Origin of the sequence: Streptomyces sp. NPDC002467, assembly GCF_042889825.1 — a bacterium.
Lineage (GTDB): Bacteria > Actinomycetota > Actinomycetes > Streptomycetales > Streptomycetaceae > Streptomyces.
This window is the reverse complement of record NZ_JBIARJ010000013.1, coordinates 219,210-242,131: the sequence shown is the minus strand read 5'-3', so window position 1 is coordinate 242,131 and position 22,922 is coordinate 219,210. Positions and strand designations below refer to the sequence as shown.

At 69.8% G+C, this 22,922-nt stretch carries 21 protein-coding genes; 4 read left to right on the top strand and 17 right to left on the bottom strand.

Annotated features, from left to right (window positions below; all coding sequences use genetic code 11):
• Window positions 1-31: 31 nt before the first annotated feature.
• On the bottom strand, window positions 32-850 hold the full coding sequence (locus ACFYYJ_RS26435; RefSeq protein WP_385128533.1) for a Cof-type HAD-IIB family hydrolase: 819 nt from the start codon (window positions 848-850) through the stop codon (window positions 32-34).
• A 141-nt stretch (window positions 851-991) separates the two neighbouring features.
• On the opposite strand from ACFYYJ_RS26435, the gene fahA reads away from it, so the two are divergent.
• The 3 genes from fahA to ACFYYJ_RS26420 all read left to right on the top strand — a co-directional run bounded on the left by fahA (window position 992) and on the right by ACFYYJ_RS26420 (window position 3,571).
• A complete protein-coding gene (fahA, locus tag ACFYYJ_RS26430; RefSeq protein WP_385367007.1) occupies window positions 992-2,215 on the top strand; it encodes a fumarylacetoacetase in 1,224 nt (407 codons plus the stop codon).
• Between the two features lie 119 nt (window positions 2,216-2,334).
• Window positions 2,335-2,913, top strand: a complete 579-nt coding sequence (locus tag ACFYYJ_RS26425; protein ID WP_385128535.1) for a hypothetical protein — start codon at window positions 2,335-2,337, stop codon at window positions 2,911-2,913.
• Between the two features lie 58 nt (window positions 2,914-2,971).
• Window positions 2,972-3,571: a Uma2 family endonuclease gene (locus tag ACFYYJ_RS26420; protein ID WP_385367312.1), complete on the top strand. Its 600-nt coding sequence runs from the start codon at window positions 2,972-2,974 to the stop codon at window positions 3,569-3,571.
• A 57-nt stretch (window positions 3,572-3,628) separates the two neighbouring features.
• Here the strand turns inward: ACFYYJ_RS26420 and nuoN are convergent, their stop codons facing one another.
• The 14 genes from nuoN to ACFYYJ_RS26350 are packed head-to-tail and all read right to left on the bottom strand — an operon-like array spanning window position 3,629 to window position 19,485.
• On the bottom strand, window positions 3,629-5,275 hold the full coding sequence (gene nuoN / locus ACFYYJ_RS26415) for an NADH-quinone oxidoreductase subunit NuoN (RefSeq protein ID WP_385362476.1): 1,647 nt from the start codon (window positions 5,273-5,275) through the stop codon (window positions 3,629-3,631).
• 5 nt (window positions 5,276-5,280) lie between these two features.
• A complete protein-coding gene (locus ACFYYJ_RS26410; protein WP_385128537.1) occupies window positions 5,281-6,852 on the bottom strand; it encodes an NADH-quinone oxidoreductase subunit M in 1,572 nt (523 codons plus the stop codon).
• A 1-nt stretch (window position 6,853) separates the two neighbouring features.
• Window positions 6,854-8,749: an NADH-quinone oxidoreductase subunit L gene (gene nuoL, locus ACFYYJ_RS26405; protein ID WP_385128538.1), complete on the bottom strand. Its 1,896-nt coding sequence runs from the start codon at window positions 8,747-8,749 to the stop codon at window positions 6,854-6,856.
• Window positions 8,750-8,761: 12 nt separating this feature from the next.
• Window positions 8,762-9,061 (bottom strand): NADH-quinone oxidoreductase subunit NuoK, encoded by a 300-nt coding sequence (nuoK, locus tag ACFYYJ_RS26400; protein WP_385362469.1) that lies wholly within the window; start codon window positions 9,059-9,061, stop codon window positions 8,762-8,764.
• Window positions 9,058-9,876: an NADH-quinone oxidoreductase subunit J gene (locus ACFYYJ_RS26395; RefSeq protein ID WP_385362467.1), complete on the bottom strand. Its 819-nt coding sequence runs from the start codon at window positions 9,874-9,876 to the stop codon at window positions 9,058-9,060. Before ACFYYJ_RS26395 ends, nuoK begins: the two co-directional genes overlap by 4 nt.
• Window positions 9,873-10,490 carry an NADH-quinone oxidoreductase subunit NuoI gene (gene nuoI / locus ACFYYJ_RS26390; protein WP_384745634.1) on the bottom strand — a complete coding sequence of 206 codons (618 nt, stop codon included), beginning with the start codon at window positions 10,488-10,490 and terminating at the stop codon, window positions 9,873-9,875. The genes ACFYYJ_RS26395 and nuoI overlap by 4 nt, the downstream gene beginning before the upstream one ends.
• Window positions 10,483-11,847, bottom strand: coding sequence for an NADH-quinone oxidoreductase subunit NuoH (gene nuoH, locus ACFYYJ_RS26385; RefSeq protein WP_385362465.1), 1,365 nt, complete (start codon window positions 11,845-11,847; stop codon window positions 10,483-10,485). The genes nuoI and nuoH overlap by 8 nt, the downstream gene beginning before the upstream one ends.
• Window positions 11,844-14,351 carry an NADH-quinone oxidoreductase subunit G gene (locus ACFYYJ_RS26380; protein WP_385128541.1) on the bottom strand — a complete coding sequence of 836 codons (2,508 nt, stop codon included), beginning with the start codon at window positions 14,349-14,351 and terminating at the stop codon, window positions 11,844-11,846. The genes nuoH and ACFYYJ_RS26380 overlap by 4 nt, the downstream gene beginning before the upstream one ends.
• Window positions 14,348-15,727 (bottom strand): NADH-quinone oxidoreductase subunit NuoF, encoded by a 1,380-nt coding sequence (gene nuoF / locus ACFYYJ_RS26375; RefSeq protein ID WP_385128542.1) that lies wholly within the window; start codon window positions 15,725-15,727, stop codon window positions 14,348-14,350. The genes ACFYYJ_RS26380 and nuoF overlap by 4 nt, the downstream gene beginning before the upstream one ends.
• Window positions 15,727-16,500 carry an NADH-quinone oxidoreductase subunit NuoE gene (nuoE, locus tag ACFYYJ_RS26370; RefSeq protein WP_389135964.1) on the bottom strand — a complete coding sequence of 258 codons (774 nt, stop codon included), beginning with the start codon at window positions 16,498-16,500 and terminating at the stop codon, window positions 15,727-15,729. The genes nuoF and nuoE overlap by 1 nt, the downstream gene beginning before the upstream one ends.
• A complete protein-coding gene (locus ACFYYJ_RS26365) occupies window positions 16,497-17,825 on the bottom strand; it encodes an NADH-quinone oxidoreductase subunit D (protein WP_385128545.1) in 1,329 nt (442 codons plus the stop codon). The genes nuoE and ACFYYJ_RS26365 overlap by 4 nt, the downstream gene beginning before the upstream one ends.
• Entirely contained in the window at window positions 17,825-18,559 is a 735-nt protein-coding gene (locus ACFYYJ_RS26360; RefSeq protein WP_389135961.1) for an NADH-quinone oxidoreductase subunit C, read from the bottom strand. Before ACFYYJ_RS26360 ends, ACFYYJ_RS26365 begins: the two co-directional genes overlap by 1 nt.
• Window positions 18,556-19,110: a NuoB/complex I 20 kDa subunit family protein gene (locus ACFYYJ_RS26355; protein ID WP_376658070.1), complete on the bottom strand. Its 555-nt coding sequence runs from the start codon at window positions 19,108-19,110 to the stop codon at window positions 18,556-18,558. The genes ACFYYJ_RS26360 and ACFYYJ_RS26355 overlap by 4 nt, the downstream gene beginning before the upstream one ends.
• Before the next feature lie 15 nt (window positions 19,111-19,125).
• Window positions 19,126-19,485 (bottom strand): NADH-quinone oxidoreductase subunit A, encoded by a 360-nt coding sequence (locus tag ACFYYJ_RS26350; protein WP_030028256.1) that lies wholly within the window; start codon window positions 19,483-19,485, stop codon window positions 19,126-19,128.
• 936 nt (window positions 19,486-20,421) lie between these two features.
• Here ACFYYJ_RS26350 and ACFYYJ_RS26345 point away from each other — a divergent pair.
• Window positions 20,422-21,261, top strand: a complete 840-nt coding sequence (locus tag ACFYYJ_RS26345) for a C40 family peptidase (protein ID WP_385128547.1) — start codon at window positions 20,422-20,424, stop codon at window positions 21,259-21,261.
• Between the two features lie 106 nt (window positions 21,262-21,367).
• On the opposite strand, the gene ACFYYJ_RS26340 is transcribed toward ACFYYJ_RS26345, so the two are convergent.
• Together ACFYYJ_RS26340 and ACFYYJ_RS26335 are read right to left on the bottom strand one after the other, a co-directional pair.
• Window positions 21,368-22,342, bottom strand: coding sequence for a hypothetical protein (locus ACFYYJ_RS26340; protein WP_385362455.1), 975 nt, complete (start codon window positions 22,340-22,342; stop codon window positions 21,368-21,370).
• Between the two features lie 23 nt (window positions 22,343-22,365).
• On the bottom strand, window positions 22,366-22,776 hold the full coding sequence (locus ACFYYJ_RS26335) for a hypothetical protein (protein ID WP_385362453.1): 411 nt from the start codon (window positions 22,774-22,776) through the stop codon (window positions 22,366-22,368).
• Window positions 22,777-22,922 lie beyond the last annotated feature (146 nt).

Genomic DNA, 22,922 nt, shown 5'->3' with positions numbered 1-22,922 from the left:
CGGTCGCGGGGCGGAGCCCGGCGACCGGCGGTCAGCCGAACAGTCGCTCCAAGACCACCGCGATGCCGTCCTCCTCGTTCGACAGCGTGACCTCGTCCGCGACGGCGACCAGCTCGCGGTGGGAGTCGGCCATGGCCACCCCCCACGCGGACCACGCGAACATCGGGATGTCGTTCGGCATGTCGCCGAAGGCGATCGTCGACTCCCCGCCCACCCCCAGCACGGCCGCCGCCCGCGCCAGTCCGCTCGCCTTGTCGATGCCCGGCGGTTGGAGTTCCACCGTGTGCTCCCCCGCCATCGTGACGTTCACCAGGTCCCCGACCACCGCCCGCGCCACCCGCGTCAGTTCGTCGTCGTCCAGCTCCGGGTGCTGGAGCAGCACCTTGTTGATCGGCGAGGCCCACAGGTCGGCGCGCCGCGCCACCCGGACCGTCGGCAGGTGCGGGTGCCACATGCGGTAGCCCGGCCCTATCAGCATCTCGGCGTCCAGGCCCTCCTGGTTGACGGCCGCGTACACCTCTCCGATCTCCGCCTCGATCTTGCCGAGGGCCACCTCGGCGAGGTCCCGGTCCATGGAGACGGAGTGCAGCAGGCTCCCGCGCGCCGCGTCGTACACCTGCGCGCCCTGCCCGCAGACCGCGAGCCCCGTGTATCCAAGGTCGTCCAGGACGTGCCGGACCTGCGGGACGGGGCGTCCGGTGACGATGACGTGTTGGGCGCCGGCCGCGCGGGCCGTGGCGAGCGCCTCGTACGAGCGGGCGGAGACGGTGTCCCCGGCGCGCAGCAGAGTCCCGTCCAGGTCAGTGGCGATCAAGGCATGGGGAAGGGCCTGAGGAAGGGCGGAAGTCACCCGGCCAAGGATACGGACCCCCTCGGACAAGTACTACGAATATCGCCCGAATCCGGCCTCCCGCACGCCCCACTAGCCACGTAACGTGTCAACCGGCTTCCGGGACACCCCCGGACCGCGTCGAAAGCGAGGCAGCACCCCATGCCCCAGCAGAGCCCCCTCGATCTCCCCGAGGGCGACCCGTTCGGGCCGCACAACCTCCCCTACGGCGTCTTCTCGACGGCCGGTGAGGACCGCCGCCGGATCGGCGTGCGGATCGGCGGGTACGTGCTCGACGCGGGAGCGGCCGCCGCCGCGCTCGGTTCCCCGTACGCCGGGCTGCTCGGGCAGCCCTCGCTCAACCCGCTGCTGGCCGCCGGTCGCAACGCCTGGCGCGACGTGCGCCGCGCGCTGACCGCGTGGGTCACCGACCCCGGCCACCGGCCCACCGTCGAGCCGCACCTGCTGCCGCTCGACGAGGTCACCCTGCACCTGCCGTACGAGGTCGCCGACTACGTCGACTTCTACGCCAGCGAGCACCACGCCACCAACGTGGGCATGATGTTCCGCCCGGACGGGGACGCGCTGACCCCCAACTGGAAGCACCTGCCCATCGGTTACCACGGCCGGTCGGGAACGATCGTGGTGTCGGGGACGGACGTCGTACGCCCCTCCGGGCAGCGCAAGGCGCCCACCGACCCGGCGCCCGTCTTCGGCCCGTCGGTCAAGCTCGACATCGAGGCCGAGGTCGGCTTCGTCGTCGGCACCCCGTCCGAGCTGGGCTCGCCGGTGGCGCTGGGCGACTTCGAGGACCACGTCTTCGGGCTGTTCCTGCTCAACGACTGGTCGGCGCGCGACATCCAGGCCTGGGAGTACGTGCCGCTCGGCCCCTTCCTCGGCAAGTCCTTCGCGACCTCCGTCTCCGCGTGGGTGACCCCGCTGGAGGCCCTGGACCCGGCGCGCGTGGCCCCGCCCGCCCGGGACTTCCCGCTCCTGCCCTACCTCGACGACGCGGACGCCGAACGCCCCGGCGGCTTCGACCTGCGCATCACCGTCTCCATCAACGGGCAGGAGGTGGCGCAGCCGCCGTTCGCCTCCATGTACTGGACGGCCGCGCAGCAGCTCGCGCACATGACCGTCAACGGCGCCTCCCTGCGCACCGGCGACGTGTACGGCTCGGGCACCGTCAGCGGCCCCGAGGTGGGCCAGCGCGGTTCGCTGCTGGAGCTGACCTGGAACGGCCGCGATGCCATCGAGCTCTCCGACGGCAAGCGCACCTTCCTGGAGGACGGCGACACGGTCACCCTGACGGCCTGGGCCCCGGGCGCCGGCGGTACGCGCATCGGCCTGGGCGAGGTCACCGGCCGCATCGCGGCCGCCCGTTAGTACACCCAGTACGCCACCCGGGCGCAGCCCGCGTGCGCAGGGCGTGACGGGGTCGGATGGTGGACGGACGGGAAGGGCCGGGCGGCCCGTCCCGTCCGTCCCCACCGCGAGGAGCCGTCATGCCCGCACTGCGTTTGAAGACCGTCCTCACCTGCGCCGCCGCAGCGTCCCTCGCGCTGGCCGTGGTCCCTGCGGCCCACGCGGTCGACGGGCCCGCCCCCGACCCCCGCAACGTCCAGGCCATGCGGGACATGGCCACCGCGATCCGGGTGACGGCCAAGTACGTGGACGAGCGGCAGGCACTGGCCGACGGGTACGTGCCGCACGGCATGCCGTGCATGACGAACCCGTTCGGGGTCGGCGCCATGGGCTACCACTACGTCAAGGAGGCCTACTGGGGTTCGAAGGACCCGAGCAAGCCGACGGCGCTCCTCTACAGCACGGAGAAGGACCGGAACGGCCGGCGCAAGCTGCAGGCCGTGGAGTGGATGTCGAGCGACCGGGACCAGGACCTGACGACCGCCGACGACCGCCCGAGCATGTTCGGGCTGCCCTTCGACGGGCCGATGCCCGGCCACTGGGCGGGCATGCCCAAGCACTTCGACCTCCACCTGTGGGCGTACGAGAACAATCCGGCCGGCCGCTTCCACAACTGGAACCCCGCCCTCACATGCTCCGGGCATATGACTCACTCGTAAGGGCGGCTTTCGCGGGAAGCCCGGGGATACGCTGGGTGCACGCGCGAGACTCCGGCTCATGGGAGCACTGATGAACCCGGAACACAGCTGGCCGATCCCGCCCCCGGGAGGCTGGACTGCCGACGACCTGGACACGCTTCCGAATCTGCCTCCGCACACGGAGCTGATCGACGGGAGCCTGATCTTCGTGAGTCCGCAGACCCTCTTCCATTCACGAGCGGTCGACTTCTTCAACTGGCAGCTGCAGTCGCTGGTCCCGGAAGGCCTCGAGGTCCTGCGGGAGTTCACCATCGACATCGACCGGCGCAACCGTCCCGAGCCCGACGTCATCGTGTTCCGTGACGACGCCATCCATGACCTCGAACAGACCCGCCTGCCTGCCGGGACTGTTCTGCTGGCCGTCGAGGTCGTGTCTCCGGAGTCGATCGACCGGGATCGCGAGACCAAGCCGGTCAAGTACGCGCGGGCGGGCATTCCCCACTACTGGCGGGTCGAGAACAAGGACGGCCGAGCGGTCGTCTACGTCTTCGAGCGCGAGCCGGTCAGTGGTGGCTACGTCGCATCCGGGATCTTCCACGACCGTCTGAAGGTCTCCGTCCCCTTCCCCGTCGACCTGGACCTCACCGCCCTCACGCCACAGCGCAGGCGCCCCCAGTAAGCCGAAGGGCCCGGCTCCCCAAAGGGGAGCCGGGCCCTCACGCATGCGCGGACCGGGTCAGCGGACGAACGTGCTCGCCTGCCCCGCCAGCTCCAGGAAGTACTGCGGCGCCAGGCCCAGCACCAGGGTGACGGCGACGCCCACCGCGATGGTGGTCATCGTCAGCGGCGAGGGGACGGCCACGGTCGGGCCGTCGGCCTTCGGTTCGCTGAAGAACATCAGGACGATCACCCGGATGTAGAAGAACGCGGCGATCGCGGACGAGATGACACCGACCACGACCAGCACTCCCGCGCCACCCTCCGCCGCCGCCGAGAAGACGGCGAACTTGCCGGAGAAGCCCGAGGTCAGCGGAATGCCGGCGAAGGCCAGCAGGAAGACCGCGAACACCGCCGCCGTCAGCGGCGAACGACGGCCCAGACCGGCCCACTTGGACAGGTGCGTCGCCTCGCCGCCCGCGTCGCGCACCAGCGTGACCACGGCGAACGCGCCGATCGTCACGAACGAGTACGCGCCCAGGTAGAAGAGGACGGACTTGACGCCGTCCTCCGAGGTCGCGATCACACCGGCCAGGATGAAGCCCGCGTGCGCGATCGAGGAGTAGGCGAGGAGCCGCTTGACGTCGGTCTGGGTCACGGCGATCACCGCACCCGCCAGCATCGTGACGATGGCCACCGCCCACATCACCGGCCGCCAGTCCCAGCGCAGGCCGGGCAGGACCACGTAGAGCAGACGCAGCAGCGCGCCGAAGGCGGCCACCTTCGTCGCCGCGGCCATGAAGCCGGTGACCGGGGTCGGGGCGCCCTGGTAGACGTCCGGGGTCCACATGTGGAAGGGGACCGCGCCGACCTTGAACAGCAGGCCCATCAGCAGCAGCGCCCCGCCGATCAGCAGCAGTGCGTCGTTGCCCATGGTCGTGGCGAGCGCCGGGTCGACCCGGGAGACCGTGCCGTCGACCACGTCGGCGATCGCCGCGTACGAGACCGAGCCCGCGTACCCGTAGACCAGCGCGATGCCGAAGAGGAAGAACGCGGAGGAGAAGGCGCCCAGCAGGAAGTACTTCACCGCGGCCTCCTGCGACATCAGCCGCTGGCGGCGGGCGACGGCGCAGAGCAGGTACAGCGGGAGGGAGAACACCTCCAGCGCGATGAACAGCGTCAGCAGGTCGTTGGCCGCCGGGAAGATCAGCATCCCGGCGATCGCGAACAGGGCGAGCGGGAACACCTCGGTGGTGGTGAACCCAGCCTTGACCGCGGCCTTCTCGCTGTCGCTGCCCGGTACGGACGCCGCCTGCGCGGCGAAGGAGTCCACCCGGTTGCCGTGCGCGGCCGGGTCCAGGCGCCGCTCGGCGAAGGTGAAGACCGCGACGATCGAGGCCAACAGGATGGTGCCCTGGAGGAACAGCGCCGGGCCGTCCACGGCGATCGCGCCCATCGCGGCGATGTGCGCCTTGGTGGAGCCGTACCCGCCGGCCGCGAGGCCGACGACCGCCGCGAAGGCCGAGGCCAGCGCGGCGACGGCGATGAACACCTGGACGTAGTAGCGGGACTTGCGCGGTACGAACGCCTCGACGAGGACTCCGAGGACCGCCGCGCCCACCACGATCAGGGTGGGTGAGAGCTGGGCGTACTCGATCTTCGGTGCCGGGATCCGGTCGGCCGGCGTCGAGGCCGCCAGTGTCCACAGGCTGTGGGCAGCAGTCATCGTGCTCACTTCGCCGCCTCCACTTCAGGAGCAGGGTCCGTCTGCTTCACGTCGGACATGGTGTACTGCACCGCCGGGTTGACGATGTCGGTGAGCACCTTCGGGTAGACGCCCAGGCCGATCAGCAGCACGATCAGCGGGGCCACCACCAGCACCTCCCGCAGGCGCAGGTCCGGCATGGTGCGGACCTCCTCCTTCACGGGGCCGGTCATCGTGCGCTGGTAGAGCACCAGGGTGTAGAGCGCGGCCAGCACGATGCCGATGGTCGCGATGATGCCGACGACCGGGTACCGGGTGAACGTGCCGACCAGGACCAGGAACTCGCTGACGAAGGGCGCGAGTCCCGGCAGCGAGAGGGTGGCGAGGCCGCCGATCAGGAAGGTGCCGGCGAGGACCGGGGCCACCTTCTGGACGCCGCCGTAGTCGGCGATGAGCCGCGAGCCGCGCCGGGAGATCAGGAAGCCGGCCACCAGCATCAGCGCCGCCGTCGAGATCCCGTGGTTGACCATGTAGAGCGTGGCGCCGGACTGGCCCTGGGAGGTCATCGCGAAGATGCCCAGGATGATGAAGCCGAAGTGCGAGATCGAGGCGTAGGCGACCAACCGCTTGATGTCCCGCTGGCCGACCGCGACCAACGCGCCGTAGACGATGCTGATCAGGGCCAGTACGAGGATCACGGGCGTGGCCCACTTGCTGGCGTCGGGGAAGAGCCCGAGGCAGAAGCGGAGCATCGCGAAGGTGCCGACCTTGTCGACGACCGCGGTGATCAGCACGGCGACCGGTGCGGTGGACTCTCCCATCGCGTTCGGCAGCCAGGTGTGCAGCGGCCACAGCGGCGCCTTCACCGCGAAGGCGAAGAAGAAGCCGAGGAACAGCAGCCGCTCGGTGTTGGTGGCCATGTCGAGCGTGCCCGCGGCGCGGGCGGCGGTGATCTCCTGGAGCGAGAAGTTCCCGGCGACCACGTACAGCCCGATGACCGCGGCCAGCATGATCAGGCCGCCGACCAGGTTGTAGAGGAGGAACTTGACCGCCGCGTACGAGCGCTGCGCGGCCGCGTTCTCATCGGTGCCCGCATGGGCACGGTCCCCGAAGCCGCCGATGAGGAAGTACATCGGGATGAGCATGGCTTCGAAGAAGATGTAGAAGAGGAAGACGTCGGTGGCCTCGAAGGAGATGATCACCATCGCCTCGACCAGCAGGATCAGGGCGAAGAAGCCCTGGGTCGGCCGCCAGCGCGAAGAGTTCGTCTCCAGCGGGTCGGCGTCGTGCCAGCCGGCCGCGATCACGAAGGGGATCAGCAGCGCGGTGAGCGCGATGAGCGCCACCCCGATGCCGTCCACGCCCAGTTCGTAGCTGACCCCGAAGTCGGGGATCCAGGCGTGGGACTCGGTGAGCTGGTAGCGGTCGCCACCGGGCTCGAAGCGGACCGCGACGAGCACGGCCAGGGCCAGGGTCGCCAGCGAGAAGAGCAGCGCGAGCCACTTGGCGGCGGTCCTGCGGGCGGCCGGGACGGCCGCCGTGAGGACCGCGCCGACCGCGGGCACCGCGGCCGTCACCGTCAGCAGGGGAAAGGACATCTCACACCGCCCTCATCAGCAGGGTCGCGGCGATGAGGATCGCCGTGCCCCCGAACATCGAGACCGCGTAGCTGCGGACGTAGCCGTTCTGGAGCTTGCGCAGCCGGCCCGACAGTCCGCCGACCGAGGCGGCCGTCCCGTTGACCACCCCGTCGACGAGGCTGTGGTCCACGTACACGAGCGAGCGGGTCAGGTGCTCCCCGCCGCGCACGAGCACGACGTGGTTGAAGTCGTCCTGGTAGAGGTCCCTGCGGGCCGCCCGGGTGAGGAGCGAGCCGCGCGGGGCGACCACGGGGACGGACTTGCGGCCGTACATCGACCAGGCGATGGCGACGCCGATGACGAGGACCACCATGGTGGAGGCGGTCACCGTCATGGCGCTGACCGGGGAGTCGCCGTGCGAGTAACCGGTGACGGGCTCCAGCCACTTCAGGAAGTGCTCGCCGATCTCGAAGTACGCGCCGGCGAAGACCGATCCGAACGCCAGGATGACCATCGGGATCGTCATGGACTTCGGGGACTCGTGCGGGTGGGGCTGGTGGCCTTCGGCGTCGGGCTGCCAGCGCTTCTCGCCGAAGAAGGTGAGGAGCATGACGCGGGTCATGTAGAAGGCGGTGATGCCGGCGCCCAGCAGGGTGACCCCGCCGAGGATCCAGCCCTGGGTGCCGCCCTTGGCGAAGGCCGCCTCGATGATCATGTCCTTGGAGAAGAAGCCGGACAGGCCGGGGAAGCCGATGATCGCGAGGTAGCCGAGGCCGAAGGTGACGAAGGTGACCGGCATGTACTTCCGCAGGCCTCCGTACTTGCGCATGTCGACCTCGTCGTTCATCCCGTGCATCACGGAACCGGCGCCGAGGAAGAGGCCCGCCTTGAAGAAGCCGTGCGTGACCAGGTGCATGATCGCGAAGACGTAGCCGATCGGACCGAGGCCCGCCGCGAGGATCATGTAGCCGATCTGCGACATCGTCGAACCGGCCAGGGCCTTCTTGATGTCGTCCTTCGCGCAACCGACGATCGCACCGAAGAGGAGCGTGACCGCACCCACGACGGTGACCACGAGCTGGGCGTCGGGCGCCCCGTTGAAGACGGAGGCCGACCGGACGATCAGGTACACACCGGCGGTCACCATCGTCGCCGCGTGGATCAGGGCCGAGACCGGCGTCGGGCCCTCCATCGCGTCACCGAGCCAGGACTGCAGCGGCACCTGGGCCGACTTGCCGCAGGCGGCCAGCAGCAGCATCAGGCCGATGGCCGTCAGCTTGCCCTCGGAGGTCTCGCCGACCGCGCCGAACACCGGCTCGAAGGCGAAGGTTCCGAACGTGGCGAACATCAGCATGATCGCGATCGACAGGCCCATGTCGCCGACCCGGTTGACCAGGAAGGCCTTCTTCGCGGCGGTGGCCGCGCTGGGCTTGTGCTGCCAGAAGCCGATCAGGAGGTACGAGGCGAGGCCCACGCCCTCCCAGCCGAAGTACAGCAGCAGGTAGTTGTCGGCGATGACGAGGAGCAGCATCGCCGCGACGAAGAGGTTGAGGTAGCCGAAGAAGCGGCGGCGGCGCTCGTCGTGCTCCATGTACCCGATCGAGTACACGTGGATGAGCGTGCCCACCCCGGAGATCAGCAGGACGAACGTCATCGACAGCTGGTCGAGCTGGAAGGCGATGTCCGCCTGGAAGCCCTCGACCGGGATCCAGGTCCACAGCTTCTGGGTCAGGGTCCGGTCGTCGGCGGCACGTCCCAGCATGTCCGCGAACAGGGCGGCGCCGATCCCGAAGGAGACGGCCGCGAGGAAGGTGCCGATCCAGTGGCCGGACCTGTCGAGGCGCCGACCGCCGCACAGCAGCACCGCCGCTCCGAGCAGGGGCACTGCCACCAGCAGCGCAATCAGATTCTCCACTGTGAACGCCCCTTACAGCTTCATCAGGTTGGCGTCGTCGACCGAGGCCGAGTGGCGGCTACGGAACAGAGACACGATGATCGCGAGGCCCACGACGACCTCCGCGGCGGCGACGACCATCGTGAAGAACGCGATGATCTGGCCGTCGAGGTTGCCGTGCATCCGGGAGAACGTGACGAAGGCGAGGTTGCAGGCATTGAGCATCAGCTCGACGCACATGAACAGCACGATCGCGTTCTTGCGGATCAGCACACCGGTCGCACCGATGGTGAACAGCAGGGCCGCCAGGTACAGGTAGTTGACCGGGTTCACTTCGAGGCCTCCTCACGCGAGTCACGGCCCAGGCGCTCCGCGGAGCTCTGCTCCAGCGCCCTGAGGTCGTCCAGGGCCTGGGTGGAGACGTCGCGGATCTGGCCGCGGGCCCGCAGCGTCTTGCTGACCGTCAGCTCGGACGGGGTGCCGTCCGGCAGCAGACCGGCGACGTCCACCGCGTTGTGCCGGGCGTAGACGCCGGGCGCGGGCAGCGGCGGGAGCTGCACTCCCTCGCGTACGCGCTGCTCCGCGAGCTCGCGCTGGGTGGCGGCCCGCTCGGTGCGCTCGCGGTGGGTGAGGACCATCGCGCCGATCGTCGCGGTGATCAGCAGGGCGCCGGTGATCTCGAAGGCGAAGACGTACTTGGTGAAGATCAGCTGGGCCAGGCCCTCGACGTGCCCGCCGGAGTTGACCCGGCCGAGCCCGGTGAAGTGGGTGAGCCCGGCGTTGCCGATGCCGGCGAACAGCAGGATGCCGAAGCCGAGTCCGCACAGCACGGCCATCCAACGCTGGCCCTTGATGGTCTCCTTCAGCGAGTCGGCGGCGGTGACGCCGACGAGCATGACCACGAAGAGGAAGAGCATCATGATCGCGCCGGTGTAGACGATGACCTGGACGACGCCCAGGAAATACGCCCCGTTGGCGAGGTAGAAGACCGCCAGGATGATCATCGTCCCGGCGAGGCTCAGCGCGCTGTGCACGGCCTTCTTCATCAGGATCGTGGACAGCGCGCCGATGACGGCGACCGTGCCGAGGACCCAGAACTGGACCGCCTCGCCCGTGGAGGTCATGGTGGCGGCTGCGAGGGCGCTCATGCCCCCACCTCCTCGGCGTGCCCGTTGCTCTCCGCGTCCTGCGCGACCTCGCCCTTGGAGACCGCCACCTGCCGCTCGGTGCCCGGGGCGGCCCCCGTCACCAGTCCGCGGTAGTAGTCCTGCTCGTCGGTGCCGGGGAAGATCGAGTGCGGTGCCTCGACCATGCCCTCGGTGAGGCCCGCCAGCAGCTGCTCCTTGGTGTAGATGAGCGACTCGCGGCTGGCGTCGGCCAGTTCGAACTCGTTCGTCATCGTCAGCGCCCTCGTCGGGCACGCCTCGACGCACAGCCCGCACAGGATGCAGCGGGCGTAGTTGATCTGGTAGACGCGGCCGTAGCGCTCACCCGGGGAGTAGCGCTCCTCCTCCGTGTTGTCCGCGCCCTCCACGTAGATCGCGTCGGCGGGACAGGCCCAGGCGCACAGCTCGCACCCGATGCACTTCTCCAGACCGTCGGGGTGCCGGTTCAGCTGATGCCGTCCGTGGAAGCGCGGCGCGGTCGTCTTCTGCTGCTCCGGGTACTGCTCGGTCAGGCGCTTCTTGAACATGGCCTTGAAGGTCACGCCGAAGCCCGCAACCGGGTTCTGCCACTTCTCGCTCTGGTCAGCGTCAGACATTCTCAGCACCCTCCTCTCGGTCACTCTCGGAATTCGTCCCGCCGCTGACGATCAGCTCCCGCTCGCTGCGGGACCGCCTGCGCGGTACGGGTGCCAGGTGCTGGCCGGGCTTGGGCGGTACGGGGAATCCGCCCGCCAGCGGGTCGAAGGGCGCGGTGTCCGCCGCCGCGACGGCCTTCTCGCGCTTCTCGCGCTTGTCGCGGAAGAGGTCCGCGACGAAGGAGAGCAGCAGGACCGCGACGACCGCGCCGCCGACGTAGAGCACGATCTGACTGAAGTCGTACTGCTCGTTGCGCAGCGCCCGGACGGTGGCGACCAGCATCAGCCAGACCACGGAGACCGGGATCAGCACCTTCCAGCCGAGCTTCATCAGCTGGTCGTAGCGCACGCGCGGAAGCGTGCCGCGCAGCCAGATGAAGAAGAAGAGCAGCAGCTGCACCTTGAGGACGAACCAGAGCATCGGCCACCAGCCGTGGTTCGCGCCCTCCCAGTACGTGGAGATCGGCGCCGGGGCCCGCCAGCCGCCCAGGAAGAGGGTGACCGAGACCGCCGAGACGGTGACCATGTTGACGTACTCGGCCAGCATGAACAGCGCGAACTTGATCGACGAGTACTCGGTGTTGAAGCCGCCGACCAGGTCGCCCTCGGACTCCGGCATGTCGAAGGGGGCTCGGTTCGTCTCTCCGACCATCGTGACGACGTAGATGATGAAGGAGACCGGCAGCAGGACGATGTACCAGCGGTCGGCCTGCGCCTCCACGATCGCCGAGGTCGACATCGACCCGGAGTAGAGGAAGACCGAGGCGAAGGCCGCGCCCATCGCGATCTCGTACGAGATCATCTGCGCGCAGGAGCGCAGTCCGCCGAGCAGCGGGTACGTCGAGCCGGAGGACCAACCGGCCAGCACGATGCCGTAGATGCCGACCGAGGCCACCGCGAGGACGTACAGCATCGCGATGGGCAGGTCGGTCAGCTGCATCGTGGTGCGCTGGCCGAAGATGGAGACCTCGTTGCCGGCGGGCCCGAAGGGGATCACCGCGATGGCCATGAAGGCCGGGATCGCCGCGATGATCGGGGCCAGGACGTAGACGACCTTGTCGGCCCGCTTGACGATGACGTCTTCCTTGAGCATCAGCTTCACGCCGTCGGCCAGCGACTGGAGCATGCCCCAGGGACCGTGCCGGTTCGGGCCGATGCGCAGCTGCATCCAGGCGACGACCTTGCGCTCCCACACGATGGAGAACAGCACGGTCACCATCAGGAAGGCGAAGCAGAAGACCGCCTTCAGCAGGACCAGCCACCACACGTCGTGGCCGAACAGGCTGAGGTCCTCGGCGGCCAGCTCTACCGCGTTCACGCGTCCACCTCCGCGGGGGTGCCATCGGCGTCGGCCGGGGTCGCCGGACCGATGCGTACGAGGGCGCCGGGGGCGGCGCCCGTGTCGGCGAGGACGCCGGAGCCGGTGGAGTTCAGCGGGAGCCAGACCACCCGGTCGGGCATCTCGGTGACCCTCAGCGGCAGTTCCACGGAGCCGGCCGGGCCGGTGACCGCGAGGACGTCGCCGTTCTTGACGCCCGTCTCGGCGGCCGTGGCGGCCGACAGCCGGGCGCTCGCCTCGTGCCGGGTGCCGGCCAGGGCGTCGTCGCCCTCCTGGAGCCTGCCCTGGTCGAGCAGGAGCCGGTGGCCCGCGAGGACCGCCTCGCCGACGCCCGGGCGGGGCATCGGCAGCGGGTCGGTGGACTGCTCGGTGGCCAGCGGCCCCTCCCAGGGACCGAGCCGCTCCAGCTCCCGGCGTACGGCGTGCACGTCGGGCAGCGCGAGCGGCCGGTCGGCCGCGTCGGCCAGCATGTGCAGGACGCGGGAGTCGGCCGGGGCCAGCCGGCGGGTCATCTGGTCGGGCTTGAGGGCCGCCTCGAACGGGCGGACCCTGCCCTCCCAGTTGATGAACGAGCCGTCCTTCTCGGCGACCGCGGCCACCGGGAACACCACGTCCGCGTGGTCGGTGACCTCGCTCGGCCGCAGCTCCAGGGAGACCACGAAGGCCTCCTGGAGCGCGGTGCGGGCGCGGGCCGGGTCGGGCAGGTCCGTCACCTCGACGCCCGCCACCAGCAGCGCGGACAGCTCGCGCGTGGCCGCGGCCTCGACGATCTGGCCGGTGTCGCGGCCGTAGCGGTGCGGGAGTTCGTCCACCCGCCAGGCCGTGGCGACCTCGTCGCGGGCCCGCGGGTCGGTGGCCGGACGACCACCCGGCAGCAGGGACGGCAGCGCGCCCGCCTCGACGGCGGCCCGCTCCCCGGCCCGGCGCGGCATCCACACCAGCTTCGCGCCGGTCGCGGCGGCGGCCCGTACGGCGGCGGTCAGCGCGCCCGGCACGCCGGCCAGGCGCTCCCCGGCGACGATGACCGCGCCGGACTTGCGCAGCCCCTCGGCGGCCTCGGCGCCACCGGCGCTGAGGTCGGTGCCGGCGGCGAGCGCGTCCAGCCACTCGGGCTCGGTGCCGGGGGCGGCGGCCAGCAGCGTGCCGCCCGCCTTCTCCAGACCGCGGGTCGCGAAGGGAGCCAGGGCGAAGGTCCGCTGCTTGCGCTTGCGGTGGGCCTTGCGCAGCCGCAGGAAGACCCCGGGGGCCTCCTCCTCGGCCTCGATGCCGACGAGCAGCACCACCGGGGCCGCTTCCAGCGAGGTGTACGTGACCCCGTCACCGTCGAGGTCCTTGCCGGTGCCGGCCACGGTGGCGGCCAGGAACTCGGCCTCCTCCGCGCTGTGCACGCGGGCCCGGAAGTCGATGTCGTTGGTGTCGAGCACCACGCGGGCGAACTTGGAGTACGCGTACGCGTCCTCGACCGTGAGCCGGCCACCGGTCAGCACACCGGCCCGGCCGCGCGCGGCCGCGAGCCCGTTGGCCGCGGCCTCCAGGGCCTCGGGCCAGCTCGCCGGGGCGAGCACCCCGTCGGTGCCGCGCACCAGCGGGGTGGTGAGCCGGTCCGGGCGCTGCGCGTAGCGGAACCCGAAGCGGCCCTTGTCGCACACCCATTCCTCGTTGACCTCGGGGTCCTCGGCGGCGAGCCGGCGCAGCACCTTCCCGCGCCGGTGGTCGGTGCGGGTCGCGCAGCCGCCCGCGCAGTGCTCGCACACGCTCGGGGAGGAGACGAGGTCGAAGGGGCGGGAGCGGAACCGGTAGGCGGCCGAGGTCAGCGCGCCCACGGGGCAGATCTGGATGGTGTTGCCGGAGAAGTACGACTCGAACGGGTCGCCCTCGCCGGTGCCGACCTGCTGGAGCGCGCCGCGCTCGACCAGTTCGATCATCGGATCGCCGGCGATCTCGTTGGAGAAGCGGGTGCAGCGCGCGCACAGCACGCACCGCTCGCGGTCCAGCAGCACCTGCGTGGAGATCGGGACCGGCTTCTCGTAGGTGCGCTTGCGGCCCTCGAAACGCGATTCGGCGTTGCCGTGGGACATCGCCTGGTTCTGCAGCGGGCACTCGCCGCCCTTGTCGCAGACCGGGCAGTCCAGCGGGTGGTTGATGAGCAGCAGCTCCATCACCCCGCGCTGGGCCTTGTCGGCGACCTCGGAGGTCAGCTGCGTCTTGACGACCATGCCGTCGGTGCAGGTGATGGTGCAGGAGGCCATCGGCTTGCGCTGGCCCTCGACCTCGACGATGCACTGGCGGCAGGCGCCGGCCGGGGAGAGGAGGGGGTGGTCGCAGAACCGGGGGATCTCGACGCCGATCTGCTCGGCGGCCCGGATGACGAGGGTGCCCTTGGGGACCGACAGTTCGATGCCGTCGATGGTCAGCGACACCAGGTCCTCGGGCGGCACCGCCGCCTCTCCGCCACCTGCCGGTGCGTTAGTGGTGACGGTCATGCGTTCACCTCCGTGTCGGCCCAGAGGGTCGACTTCCTGGGGTCGAAGGGGCAGCCCTTGCCCGTGATGTGCTGCTCGTACTCCTCGCGGAAGTACTTCAGCGAGGAGAAGATCGGGCTGGCGGCGCCGTCGCCCAGTGCGCAGAAGGACTTGCCGTTGATGTTGTCGGCGATGTCGTTCAGCTTGTCGAGGTCGGCCATGACGCCCTTGCCCGCCTCGATGTCGCGGAGCAACTGGACCAGCCAGTACGTGCCTTCACGGCAGGGGGTGCACTTGCCGCAGGACTCGTGGGCGTAGAACTCGGTCCACCGGGTGACGGCCCGCACCACGCAGGTCGTCTCGTCGAAGCACTGGAGCGCCTTGGTGCCGAGCATCGAGCCGGCCGCGCCCACGCCCTCGTAGTCGAGCGGGACGTCGAGGTGCTCGTCCGTGAACATCGGGGTTGAGGAGCCGCCCGGGGTCCAGAACTTCAGCCGGTGCCCGGGCCGCATCCCGCCGCTCATGTCGAGGAGCTGGCGCAGGGTGATGCCGAGCGGGGCCTCGTACTGGCCGGGGCCGGCGACGTGCCCGGAGAGCGAATACAGCGTGAAGCCGGGGGACTTCTCGGTCCCCATCGACTTGAACCAGTCCTTGCCCTTGTTCAGGATCGCGGGAACGGACGCGATGGATTCCACGTTGTTCACCACAGTGGGGCAGGCGTAGAGCCCCTCGACGGCAGGGAAGGGGGGACGCAGCCGGGGCTGACCGCGCCGGCCTTCGAGGGAGTCGAGCAGCGCCGTCTCCTCGCCGCAGATGTACGCGCCCGCGCCCGCGTGCACCGTGATGTCGAGGTTCAGGCCGCTGCCGAGGATGTCCTCGCCGAGGTATCCGGCCTCGTACGCCTCGCGCACCGCCTCGTGCAGGCGCCGCAGGACCGGCACCACCTCACCGCGAAGGTAGATGAAGGCGTGCTCCGAGCGGATCGCGTAGCAGGCGATGATCATTCCCTCGATGAGGGAGTGCGGGTTGGCGAAGAGGAGGGGGATGTCCTTGCAGGTTCCCGGCTCCGACTCGTCCGCGTTCACGACGAGGTAGTGCGGCTTGCCGTCGCCCTGCGGAATGAACTGCCACTTCATCCCGGTGGGGAAGCCCGCGCCGCCGCGGCCGCGCAGACCCGAGTCCTTCACGTAGGCGATGAGGTCGTCCGGGGTCATCGCGAGGGCCTTGCGCAGGCCCTCGTAGCCCTCGTGGCGCCGGTAGGTCTCCAGCGTCCACGACTCCGGATCGTCCCAGAACGCCGACAGGACGGGTGCGAGGAGCTTCTCCGGGCTGGTCCCTCCCCCAGCCTCCGGCTGGGAGGTGCCCCCGAGACTTTCATTTGGAGTAGACACGGACATCACTCCCCTCCCTCGGTGCCGGTCTCGCCGCGGGACTCGCCGCGGGACTCGCCGCGGGACTCTCCGCGCGGGTGGACGATCGCGGTGCGCGGGGACTCGCCGCGGGCGATGCGCAGACCGATCAGGGAGGCGGGGCCGGCGCCGCCGGTCGCCTCGACCGCGCCCTCGCGCTCGTCGGGGAAGCCCGCCAGGATCCGGGCGGTCTCCTTGTACGTGCACAGGGGCGCGCCCCGGGTCGGCTGCACGGGGCGGCCGGCCAGCAGGTCGTCCACCATGGACTTGGCGGACTCGGGGGTCTGGTTGTCGAAGAACTCCCAGTTGACCATCACCACGGGGGCGAAGTCGCAGGCCGCGTTGCACTCGATGTGTTCGAGGGTGACCTTGCCGTCGGGGGTGGTCTCGTTGTTGCCGACCCCGAGGTGCTCCTTGAGCTCCTCGAAGATGGCGTCGCCGCCCATGACCGCGCACAGGGTGTTCGTACAGACGCCGACCTGGTAGTCCCCGGAGGGCTTGCGGCGGTACATCGTGTAGAAGGTGGCCACCGCCGTGACCTCGGCGGTCGTCAGGCCCAGCACGTCCGCGCAGAAGCGGATGCCGGTGCGCGAGACGTGGCCCTCCTCCGACTGGCACAGGTGCAGCAGCGGGAGCAGCGCGGAGCGGCTGTCGGGGTAGCGGGCGATGACCTGCTTCGCGTCCGCTTCGAGCCGCTCGCGCACGTCGGCCGGGAAGTCGGGGGCGGGAAGCTGCGGCATGCCCAATGAGATGTCGGTCATCGGTCGACGCCTCCCATCACGGGGTCGATGGAGGCGACGGCGACGATGACGTCGGCGACCTGGCCGCCCTCGCACATCGCGGCCATGGCCTGAAGGTTGGTGAAGGACGGATCGCGGAAGTGGACCCGGTAGGGGCGGGTGCCGCCGTCGGAGACGAGGTGGACGCCGAGTTCGCCCTTGGGGGACTCGACGGCCGCGTACGCCTGGCCGGCCGGTACCCGGAAGCCCTCGGTCACCAGCTTGAAGTGGTGGATGAGGGCCTCCATGGAGGTGCCCATGATGTTCCTGATGTGGTCGAGCGAGTTGCCGAGGCCGTCGGGGCCCATCGCGAGCTGCGCGGGCCAGGCGATCTTCTTGTCGGCGACCATCACCGGTCCCGGCTCCAGGCGCTCCAGGCACTGCTCGACGATCCGCAGCGACTGGCGCATCTCCTCCAGGCGGATCAGGAAGCGTCCGTAGGAGTCGCAGGTGTCGGTGGTCGGCACGTCGAACTCGTAGTTCTCGTAGCCGCAGTACGGGTCCGACTTGCGCAGGTCGTGCGGCAGGCCGGCGGAGCGCAGGATCGGGCCGGTGGCGCCGAGCGCCATGCAGCCGGTGAGGTCGAGGTAGCCGACGTCCTGCATGCGGGCCTTGAAGATGGGGTTGCCGGTGGCGAGCTTGTCGTACTCCGGCAGGTTCTTCTTCATCGTCTTGACGAACTCGCGCAGCTGGTCGACGGCGCCCGGGGGCAGGTCCTGCGCGAGGCCGCCGGGGCGGACGAACGCGTGGTTCATGCGCAGGCCGGTGATCAGCTCGAAGATGTCGAGGATCAGCTCGCGGTCGCGGAAGCCGTAGATCATGATCGTGGTCGCGCCCAGCTCCATGCCGCCGGTGGCGATGCACACCAGGTGGGAGGAGAGCCGGTTGAGCTCCATCAGCAGGACGCGGATGACGGTGGCGCGGTCCGGGATCTGGTCGGTGATGCCGAGCAGCTTCTCGACGCCGAGGCAGTACGCCGTCTCGTTGAAGAACGGCGTCAGGTAGTCCATGCGCGTGACGAAGGTGGTGCCCTGCGTCCAGTTCCGGAATTCGAGGTTCTTCTCGATGCCGGTGTGCAGGTAGCCGATGCCGCAGCGGGCTTCGGTGACCGTCTCGCCGTCGATCTCCAGGATCAGGCGCAGCACTCCGTGGGTGGAGGGGTGCTGGGGGCCCATGTTGACGACGATCCGCTCGTCGTCGGCCTTGGCCGCGGACTGGACGATCTCGTCCCAGTCGCCGCCGGTGACGGTGTAGACGAGGCCTTCGGTCGTCTCGCGGGAGGACGCGTGGTTCGAGGTGTTGGACATCAGCTGTACGACCTCCGCTGGTCGGGAGCCGGGATCTGGGCGCCCTTGTACTCGACGGCGATGCCACCGAGCGGGTAGTCCTTGCGCTGCGGGAAGCCCTGCCAGTCGTCCGGCATCATGATCCGGGTGAGGGCCGGGTGCCCGTCGAAGATCAGGCCGAAGAAGTCGTACGTCTCGCGCTCGTGCCAGTCGTTGGTCGGGTAGACGGAGACGAGCGACGGGACGTGCGGGTCGCCGTCCGGGACGGACACCTCCAGCCGCAGGATCCGGCCGTGGGTGAGCGAGCGCAGGTGGTAGACGGCGTGCAGCTCGCGGCCCTTGTCGTTCGGGAAGTGCACGCCGGAGACGCCGGTGCAGAGCTCGAAGCGCAGCGCCGGGTCGTCGCGCAGGGTGCGGGCGACGCGGACGAGGTGCTCGCGGGCGATGTGGAAGGTGAGCTCGCCCCGGTCGACCACCGTCTTCTCGATGGCGTTCTCGGGGACCAGGTCCTGCTCCTCCAGGGCGCCTTCGAGTTCGTCGGCCACCTCGTCGAACCAGGAGCCGTACGGGCGGTGGCTCGCTCCGGGCAGGGCCACGGTGCGGACCAGGCCGCCGTAGCCGCTGGTGTCGCCGCCGTTCCCGGCACCGAACATGCCCTTGCGGACGCCGATGACCTCGGGGCCGCCGTTCCGCGGGGCGGGGACGTTGTTGCCGTTCTCGGGGTTGCCGTTCTCCGGCTCTCGGGTCTCGCTCACCGGAGCAGCCCCTTCATCTCGATCATGGGGAGTGCCTTGAGGGCCGCTTCCTCCGCCTCGCGGGCCGCCTCTTCCCGGTTCACGCCGAGCTTTCCGCCCTGGATCTTCTGGTGGAGCTTGAGGATCGCGTCCATCAGCATCTCGGGGCGGGGCGGGCAGCCGGGGAGGTAGATGTCCACGGGGACGATGTGGTCGACGCCCTGGACGATCGCGTAGTTGTTGAACATTCCGCCTGAAGATGCACAAACCCCCATGGAGATGACCCATTTGGGAGCGGGCATCTGGTCGTACACCTGCCGCAGCACCGGCGCCATCTTCTGGCTGACCCGGCCGGCCACGATCATCAGATCGGCCTGGCGCGGGGAGCCGCGGAAGACCTCCATGCCGAAGCGGGCCAGGTCGTACCGGCCCGCTCCGGTGGTCATCATCTCGATCGCGCAGCAGGCCAGGCCGAAGGTCGCGGGGAAGACGGATGCCTTGCGCACCCAGCCCGCGGCCTGTTCGACGGTGGTCAGCAGAAAGCCGCTCGGCAGCTTCTCTTCCAGTCCCATGGAAAATTCAGCCCCTCAGTCCCATTCCAGGCCGCCGCGGCGCCACACGTAGGCGTAGGCCACGAAGACGGTGAGCACGAAGAGCAGCATCTCGACGAGCCCGAAGATCCCCAGGGAGTCGAAGGTGACGGCCCAGGGGTAGAGGAAGACAACCTCGATGTCGAAGACGATGAAGAGCATCGCCGTGAGGTAGTACTTGATGGGGAAGCGACCGCCACCGGCCGGCGTGGGAGTGGGCTCGATGCCGCACTCGTACGCCTCAAGCTTCGCCCGGTTGTACCGTTTTGGGCCGATCAGCGTGGCCATGACCACGGAGAAGATCGCAAACCCTGCGCCGAGGGCGCCGAGCACGAGGATGGGCGCGTACGCATTCACGCTCCTCGCTCCTTCCAGTCGTCCTTGACCGTTGGACCGCTGCCGGCGCCGAGTGCCCCGCCTCGCTCGCATGTGAGGCAGTTCACAAGCCGGACTGGTGCGCATCTTATGCCCGCGCATCTGTGATCTGCGACACGGGTTACAACAACGAGTTTGTGATCTCCACCACCTGACGAACGATCATGAAGTCCGATGAGTGGTGATCTTCGTACGCGAAGCATCCACATGATCACCAAAGGTGACATCCGGGCCCGTTACCGCAGGTAGAGGCCGGGTCGCCCTATCAAACGATGGACCGTGCAGGCAAATTGGCGGCGCCGACGCCGGAGTGATAAAGGGATCGGCCTCCCCCGGTCGGGTTAGGCCCCGCGTACGGAGGTGGACGCGGGACCGGCCGACGCCTCCGGGGGACCGGGCCAAAGCGCATCCGTTCACGAGCGGGCCGGCCCGCGAGCCGGGCGCCGGGCCGAACCGACGCCGATCACGCCGCGTGACCGCCCCGCCGCACCGCGCGACTGCCGGGCCGGATCATCGGACCCGGCGGTCCGGCGGCGCGACCCCGCCGCCGACCCACGGACCGCTCGCCGCCGGCCCGTCGCGCGCCTCCCTACACCCTCGGCCTCCCCGGCTGGTTCACAGGCGGATCACGGACGGGGCACAACACCCTCACAGTGAGACCGTCGTGTGACCTGCGCCACTGTGAATCCGCCGTTCCGAAAGAGGGCTTGGCCATCAGTGCGGAGGGATGGTAAGCGGAGATCAATTCGGACTTATTGCGGAAACCCCATGATCACAGCCCTGTAGGGGCATGTCCGTTTCGCCCGTTACGGCGTCAATAAGGTTCGCGACGCGCCCGGTTCGCACGCTTCGCGCGCAACTGTGGCGCAGACCACGTTTCTTGATGGGACCCCTACGCCCCTGATAGCGGTTGTTCTCATGTCCCACACCGCTCACATACCCAGCCACCGGAAGCCCCGCCGCAGCGCCTCGAAGCTCGCGGTCCGCGCCGGAGTTGCCGGTGGCGTCCTCAGCACCCTGGCCATGGCCGGCACCGCGAGCGCGTCCCCCTCCGAGCCCGTGGCCGAGACGACGCTCGAAATGCCGGTCCTGAACCTGGACCTGGCCGCCGAGGTCTCCTCCGCCGTCACCACGGCCGCGGAGAACACCCAGTCGGCCGCCGTCCTCGGCGAACTGAACGCCCAGGAGGAGACGGCCCGCACCGGCGCCGCCGCCGAGGCGAAGCAGGCCAAGGAAGAGGCCCAGAAGAAGGCCGACGAGGAGAAGAAGGCCGCGGACGAGGCCGCCCGCAAGGCGGAGGCCGATCGCGCCACCCGTTCCTCCTCCCGGACCAACCTCCAGAGCACCTCGGCCTCCGGCTCGGGCTCCGAGGCGGGCGTGGGCACCGTGACCGCGCCGGCCACCGGCTCGGCCGCCGCGATCGTCAACTTCGCCCGCGCCCAGGTCGGCAAGGCGTACGTGAGCGGCGGCACCGGCCCGTCCTCGTACGACTGCTCCGGCCTCGTGCAGGCCGCCTACCGCCAGGCGAACATCTCCCTGCCGCGCATGTCGCAGGACCAGTCCTCGCGGGGCACCTCGGTCTCGCTGAGCGCCCTGCAGCCCGGCGACATCCTGTACTGGGGCCCCCGCGGCTCCGCGTACCACGTCGCCATCTACGTCGGCGGCGGCAAGTTCGTCGGCGCGCAGAACCCCAGCACGGGCATCGTCGAGCGCAGCCTGAGCTACGACAAGCCGACGGGCGCCGTTCGCGTCCTCTGAGCCGTGTGAGGCACAGGAACGACGCGAAAGGGCCGGCACTCCCCCGCTCGGGGGTGGAGTGCCGGCCCTTTCGTGCCTCTCGCGCCGCTCGTGCCTCTCGCGCCGCTCACGCCAGGGAGGCCGCCAGCCTGAACCGCGCCTCGCGCTGCTTCCCGTACAGGGCGAGCGCCTCGGCGTGCTCGTCGACGAGACGCTCCTGGTAGGCCTTCTCGACGGCTGCCCAGATCCCGACGAGGTTCACCTCCCGCTTGCACGCGACGTCGGCCTTGGCGGCCGTGACGGCCTTGGGGCCGCCCCTGTCGTCCTCCAGGCCCAGCTTCTCGACGACGTCGTAGGGCGTCTCGATCCTGCCGTATCCGGACTTTTCCATACAACCGGACCAGTTCTTCAGCGCTTTGAGCACCCGGGAGTCCTGCTTCGACCGCTCGTGCGCCTCGGAGGACAGCCCGAAGACGAAGAGCAGGTCCACGCTGTCCTTGGTCGGGGCGTACAGCCTCCGGTACCCCTCCCGCCCGCACCCGCCGGCCGGCACCTTCTGCCCGGCCGCCGTGAGACCGCTGTCGAGCCGCGCGGCCTCCTCCTCGGTGGGCGCGTCGACGGGCTTGCCGCCCTGCTCGCCCCGCTGTTCGCCGTTCATGACGACGTACGCGCTGTCGCTCAGCTGCGGGGCGGGCGGTTTGGGCGGCGATCCCTCGCCGGCGGACTTGTCGTAGCCGTGGGCCGCGGCGAACTCCGGATCGGCCAACCCGAAGAGGTAACGGTGCCGGTCCTCGACCCCCGCGACCCCCTCGCCGCCGGGGGCCGCGGGGGACCGCACCCCCTCGTAGGTGAACCCGTACCGCGCCATGCACCGGGCGACGAGGGCCTCCTGGGCCCGGCCCATCCGGATCCGCTCGGCTTCGGTGTCGGTGTAGGCGTCCATGGGGAACGACAGCGCGGCCGTGGCCGGATCGACCGCGATCGCACCGAGGCCGGGCTCCGCGCCCCCGGAGCCACCGGCACCGGAACAGCCGGCCACGAGCGTGACCGCCAGCAGGACGGCCGGGGCGGCGGCGGACCGCAGGCGCCGGGGGGTGCGCATCGCTCGGGACTCCTTCTTCCGGATCAGGCGTGGAGGGTGTACTTGGCCGAGCTGATCCTGTTCTTGAAGGTCGCCGAGGCGTTGCCGAAGTACTTCGACGGAAGCTCGCCGACGTTGCCGCCCAGGTCCTTGTCGGTGCCGACCTTCCAGGCGTAGACGTCCCGGTTCCAGTAGGACTCGGTGGTGTCGTTCACCGGGTCCCCGCTCGCGGAGCACGATCCCCGGTACTTGTCGTCGGCGAAGTTCAGATCGCTGGTCACCAGGTCGAAGACGCAACCGGATCGGTTCTGCCAGTAGTAGAGACCGAACTCCTGGTCCTCCAGCGTTCCGTCCCTCCCGTAGGCGGCCGCCGGTCCGGCGGCTCCCAGGAGAACGGCTCCCACCGAAACGGCGGAGACGCAGCCGGCCACCAACTTGCGCATGTTCTTGTCCATCACGCGTACCTCACTCTTCGGTGAAAAAGCGGATGTCGCGGCGGGGTCGATTCAACGGATTCCCGCCCGGCGTGGATTCAACAGTCGCGGGCGATCCGAGACAAGGCCTTTCTCGCCTGATGGACAGTCACCTACGTTGCCCGAAA

Bases quoted from the DNA above. Each gene is read 5' to 3' on its own strand.
- ACFYYJ_RS26365 (WP_385128545.1), bottom strand. From the start codon at position 17,825: ATGTCCAACACCTCGAACCACGCGTCCTCCCGCGAGACGACCGAAGGC.
- nuoI (WP_384745634.1), bottom strand. From the start codon at position 10,490: ATGTCTGACGCTGACCAGAGCGAGAAGTGGCAGAACCCGGTTGCGGGC.
- ACFYYJ_RS26355 (WP_376658070.1), bottom strand. From the start codon at position 19,110: ATGGGACTGGAAGAGAAGCTGCCGAGCGGCTTTCTGCTGACCACCGTC.
- nuoE (WP_389135964.1), bottom strand. From the start codon at position 16,500: ATGACCGACATCTCATTGGGCATGCCGCAGCTTCCCGCCCCCGACTTC.
- ACFYYJ_RS26395 (WP_385362467.1), bottom strand. From the start codon at position 9,876: ATGAGCGCCCTCGCAGCCGCCACCATGACCTCCACGGGCGAGGCGGTC.
- ACFYYJ_RS26420 (WP_385367312.1), top strand. From the start codon at position 2,972: ATGGGAGCACTGATGAACCCGGAACACAGCTGGCCGATCCCGCCCCCG.
- fahA (WP_385367007.1), top strand. From the start codon at position 992: ATGCCCCAGCAGAGCCCCCTCGATCTCCCCGAGGGCGACCCGTTCGGG.
- nuoF (WP_385128542.1), bottom strand. From the start codon at position 15,727: ATGTCCGTGTCTACTCCAAATGAAAGTCTCGGGGGCACCTCCCAGCCG.
- nuoN (WP_385362476.1), bottom strand. From the start codon at position 5,275: ATGACTGCTGCCCACAGCCTGTGGACACTGGCGGCCTCGACGCCGGCC.
- ACFYYJ_RS26410 (WP_385128537.1), bottom strand. From the start codon at position 6,852: ATGTCCTTTCCCCTGCTGACGGTGACGGCCGCGGTGCCCGCGGTCGGC.
- ACFYYJ_RS26340 (WP_385362455.1), bottom strand. From the start codon at position 22,342: ATGCGCACCCCCCGGCGCCTGCGGTCCGCCGCCGCCCCGGCCGTCCTG.
- ACFYYJ_RS26345 (WP_385128547.1), top strand. From the start codon at position 20,422: ATGTCCCACACCGCTCACATACCCAGCCACCGGAAGCCCCGCCGCAGC.
- ACFYYJ_RS26335 (WP_385362453.1), bottom strand. From the start codon at position 22,776: ATGGACAAGAACATGCGCAAGTTGGTGGCCGGCTGCGTCTCCGCCGTT.
- ACFYYJ_RS26380 (WP_385128541.1), bottom strand. From the start codon at position 14,351: ATGACCGTCACCACTAACGCACCGGCAGGTGGCGGAGAGGCGGCGGTG.
- ACFYYJ_RS26425 (WP_385128535.1), top strand. From the start codon at position 2,335: ATGCCCGCACTGCGTTTGAAGACCGTCCTCACCTGCGCCGCCGCAGCG.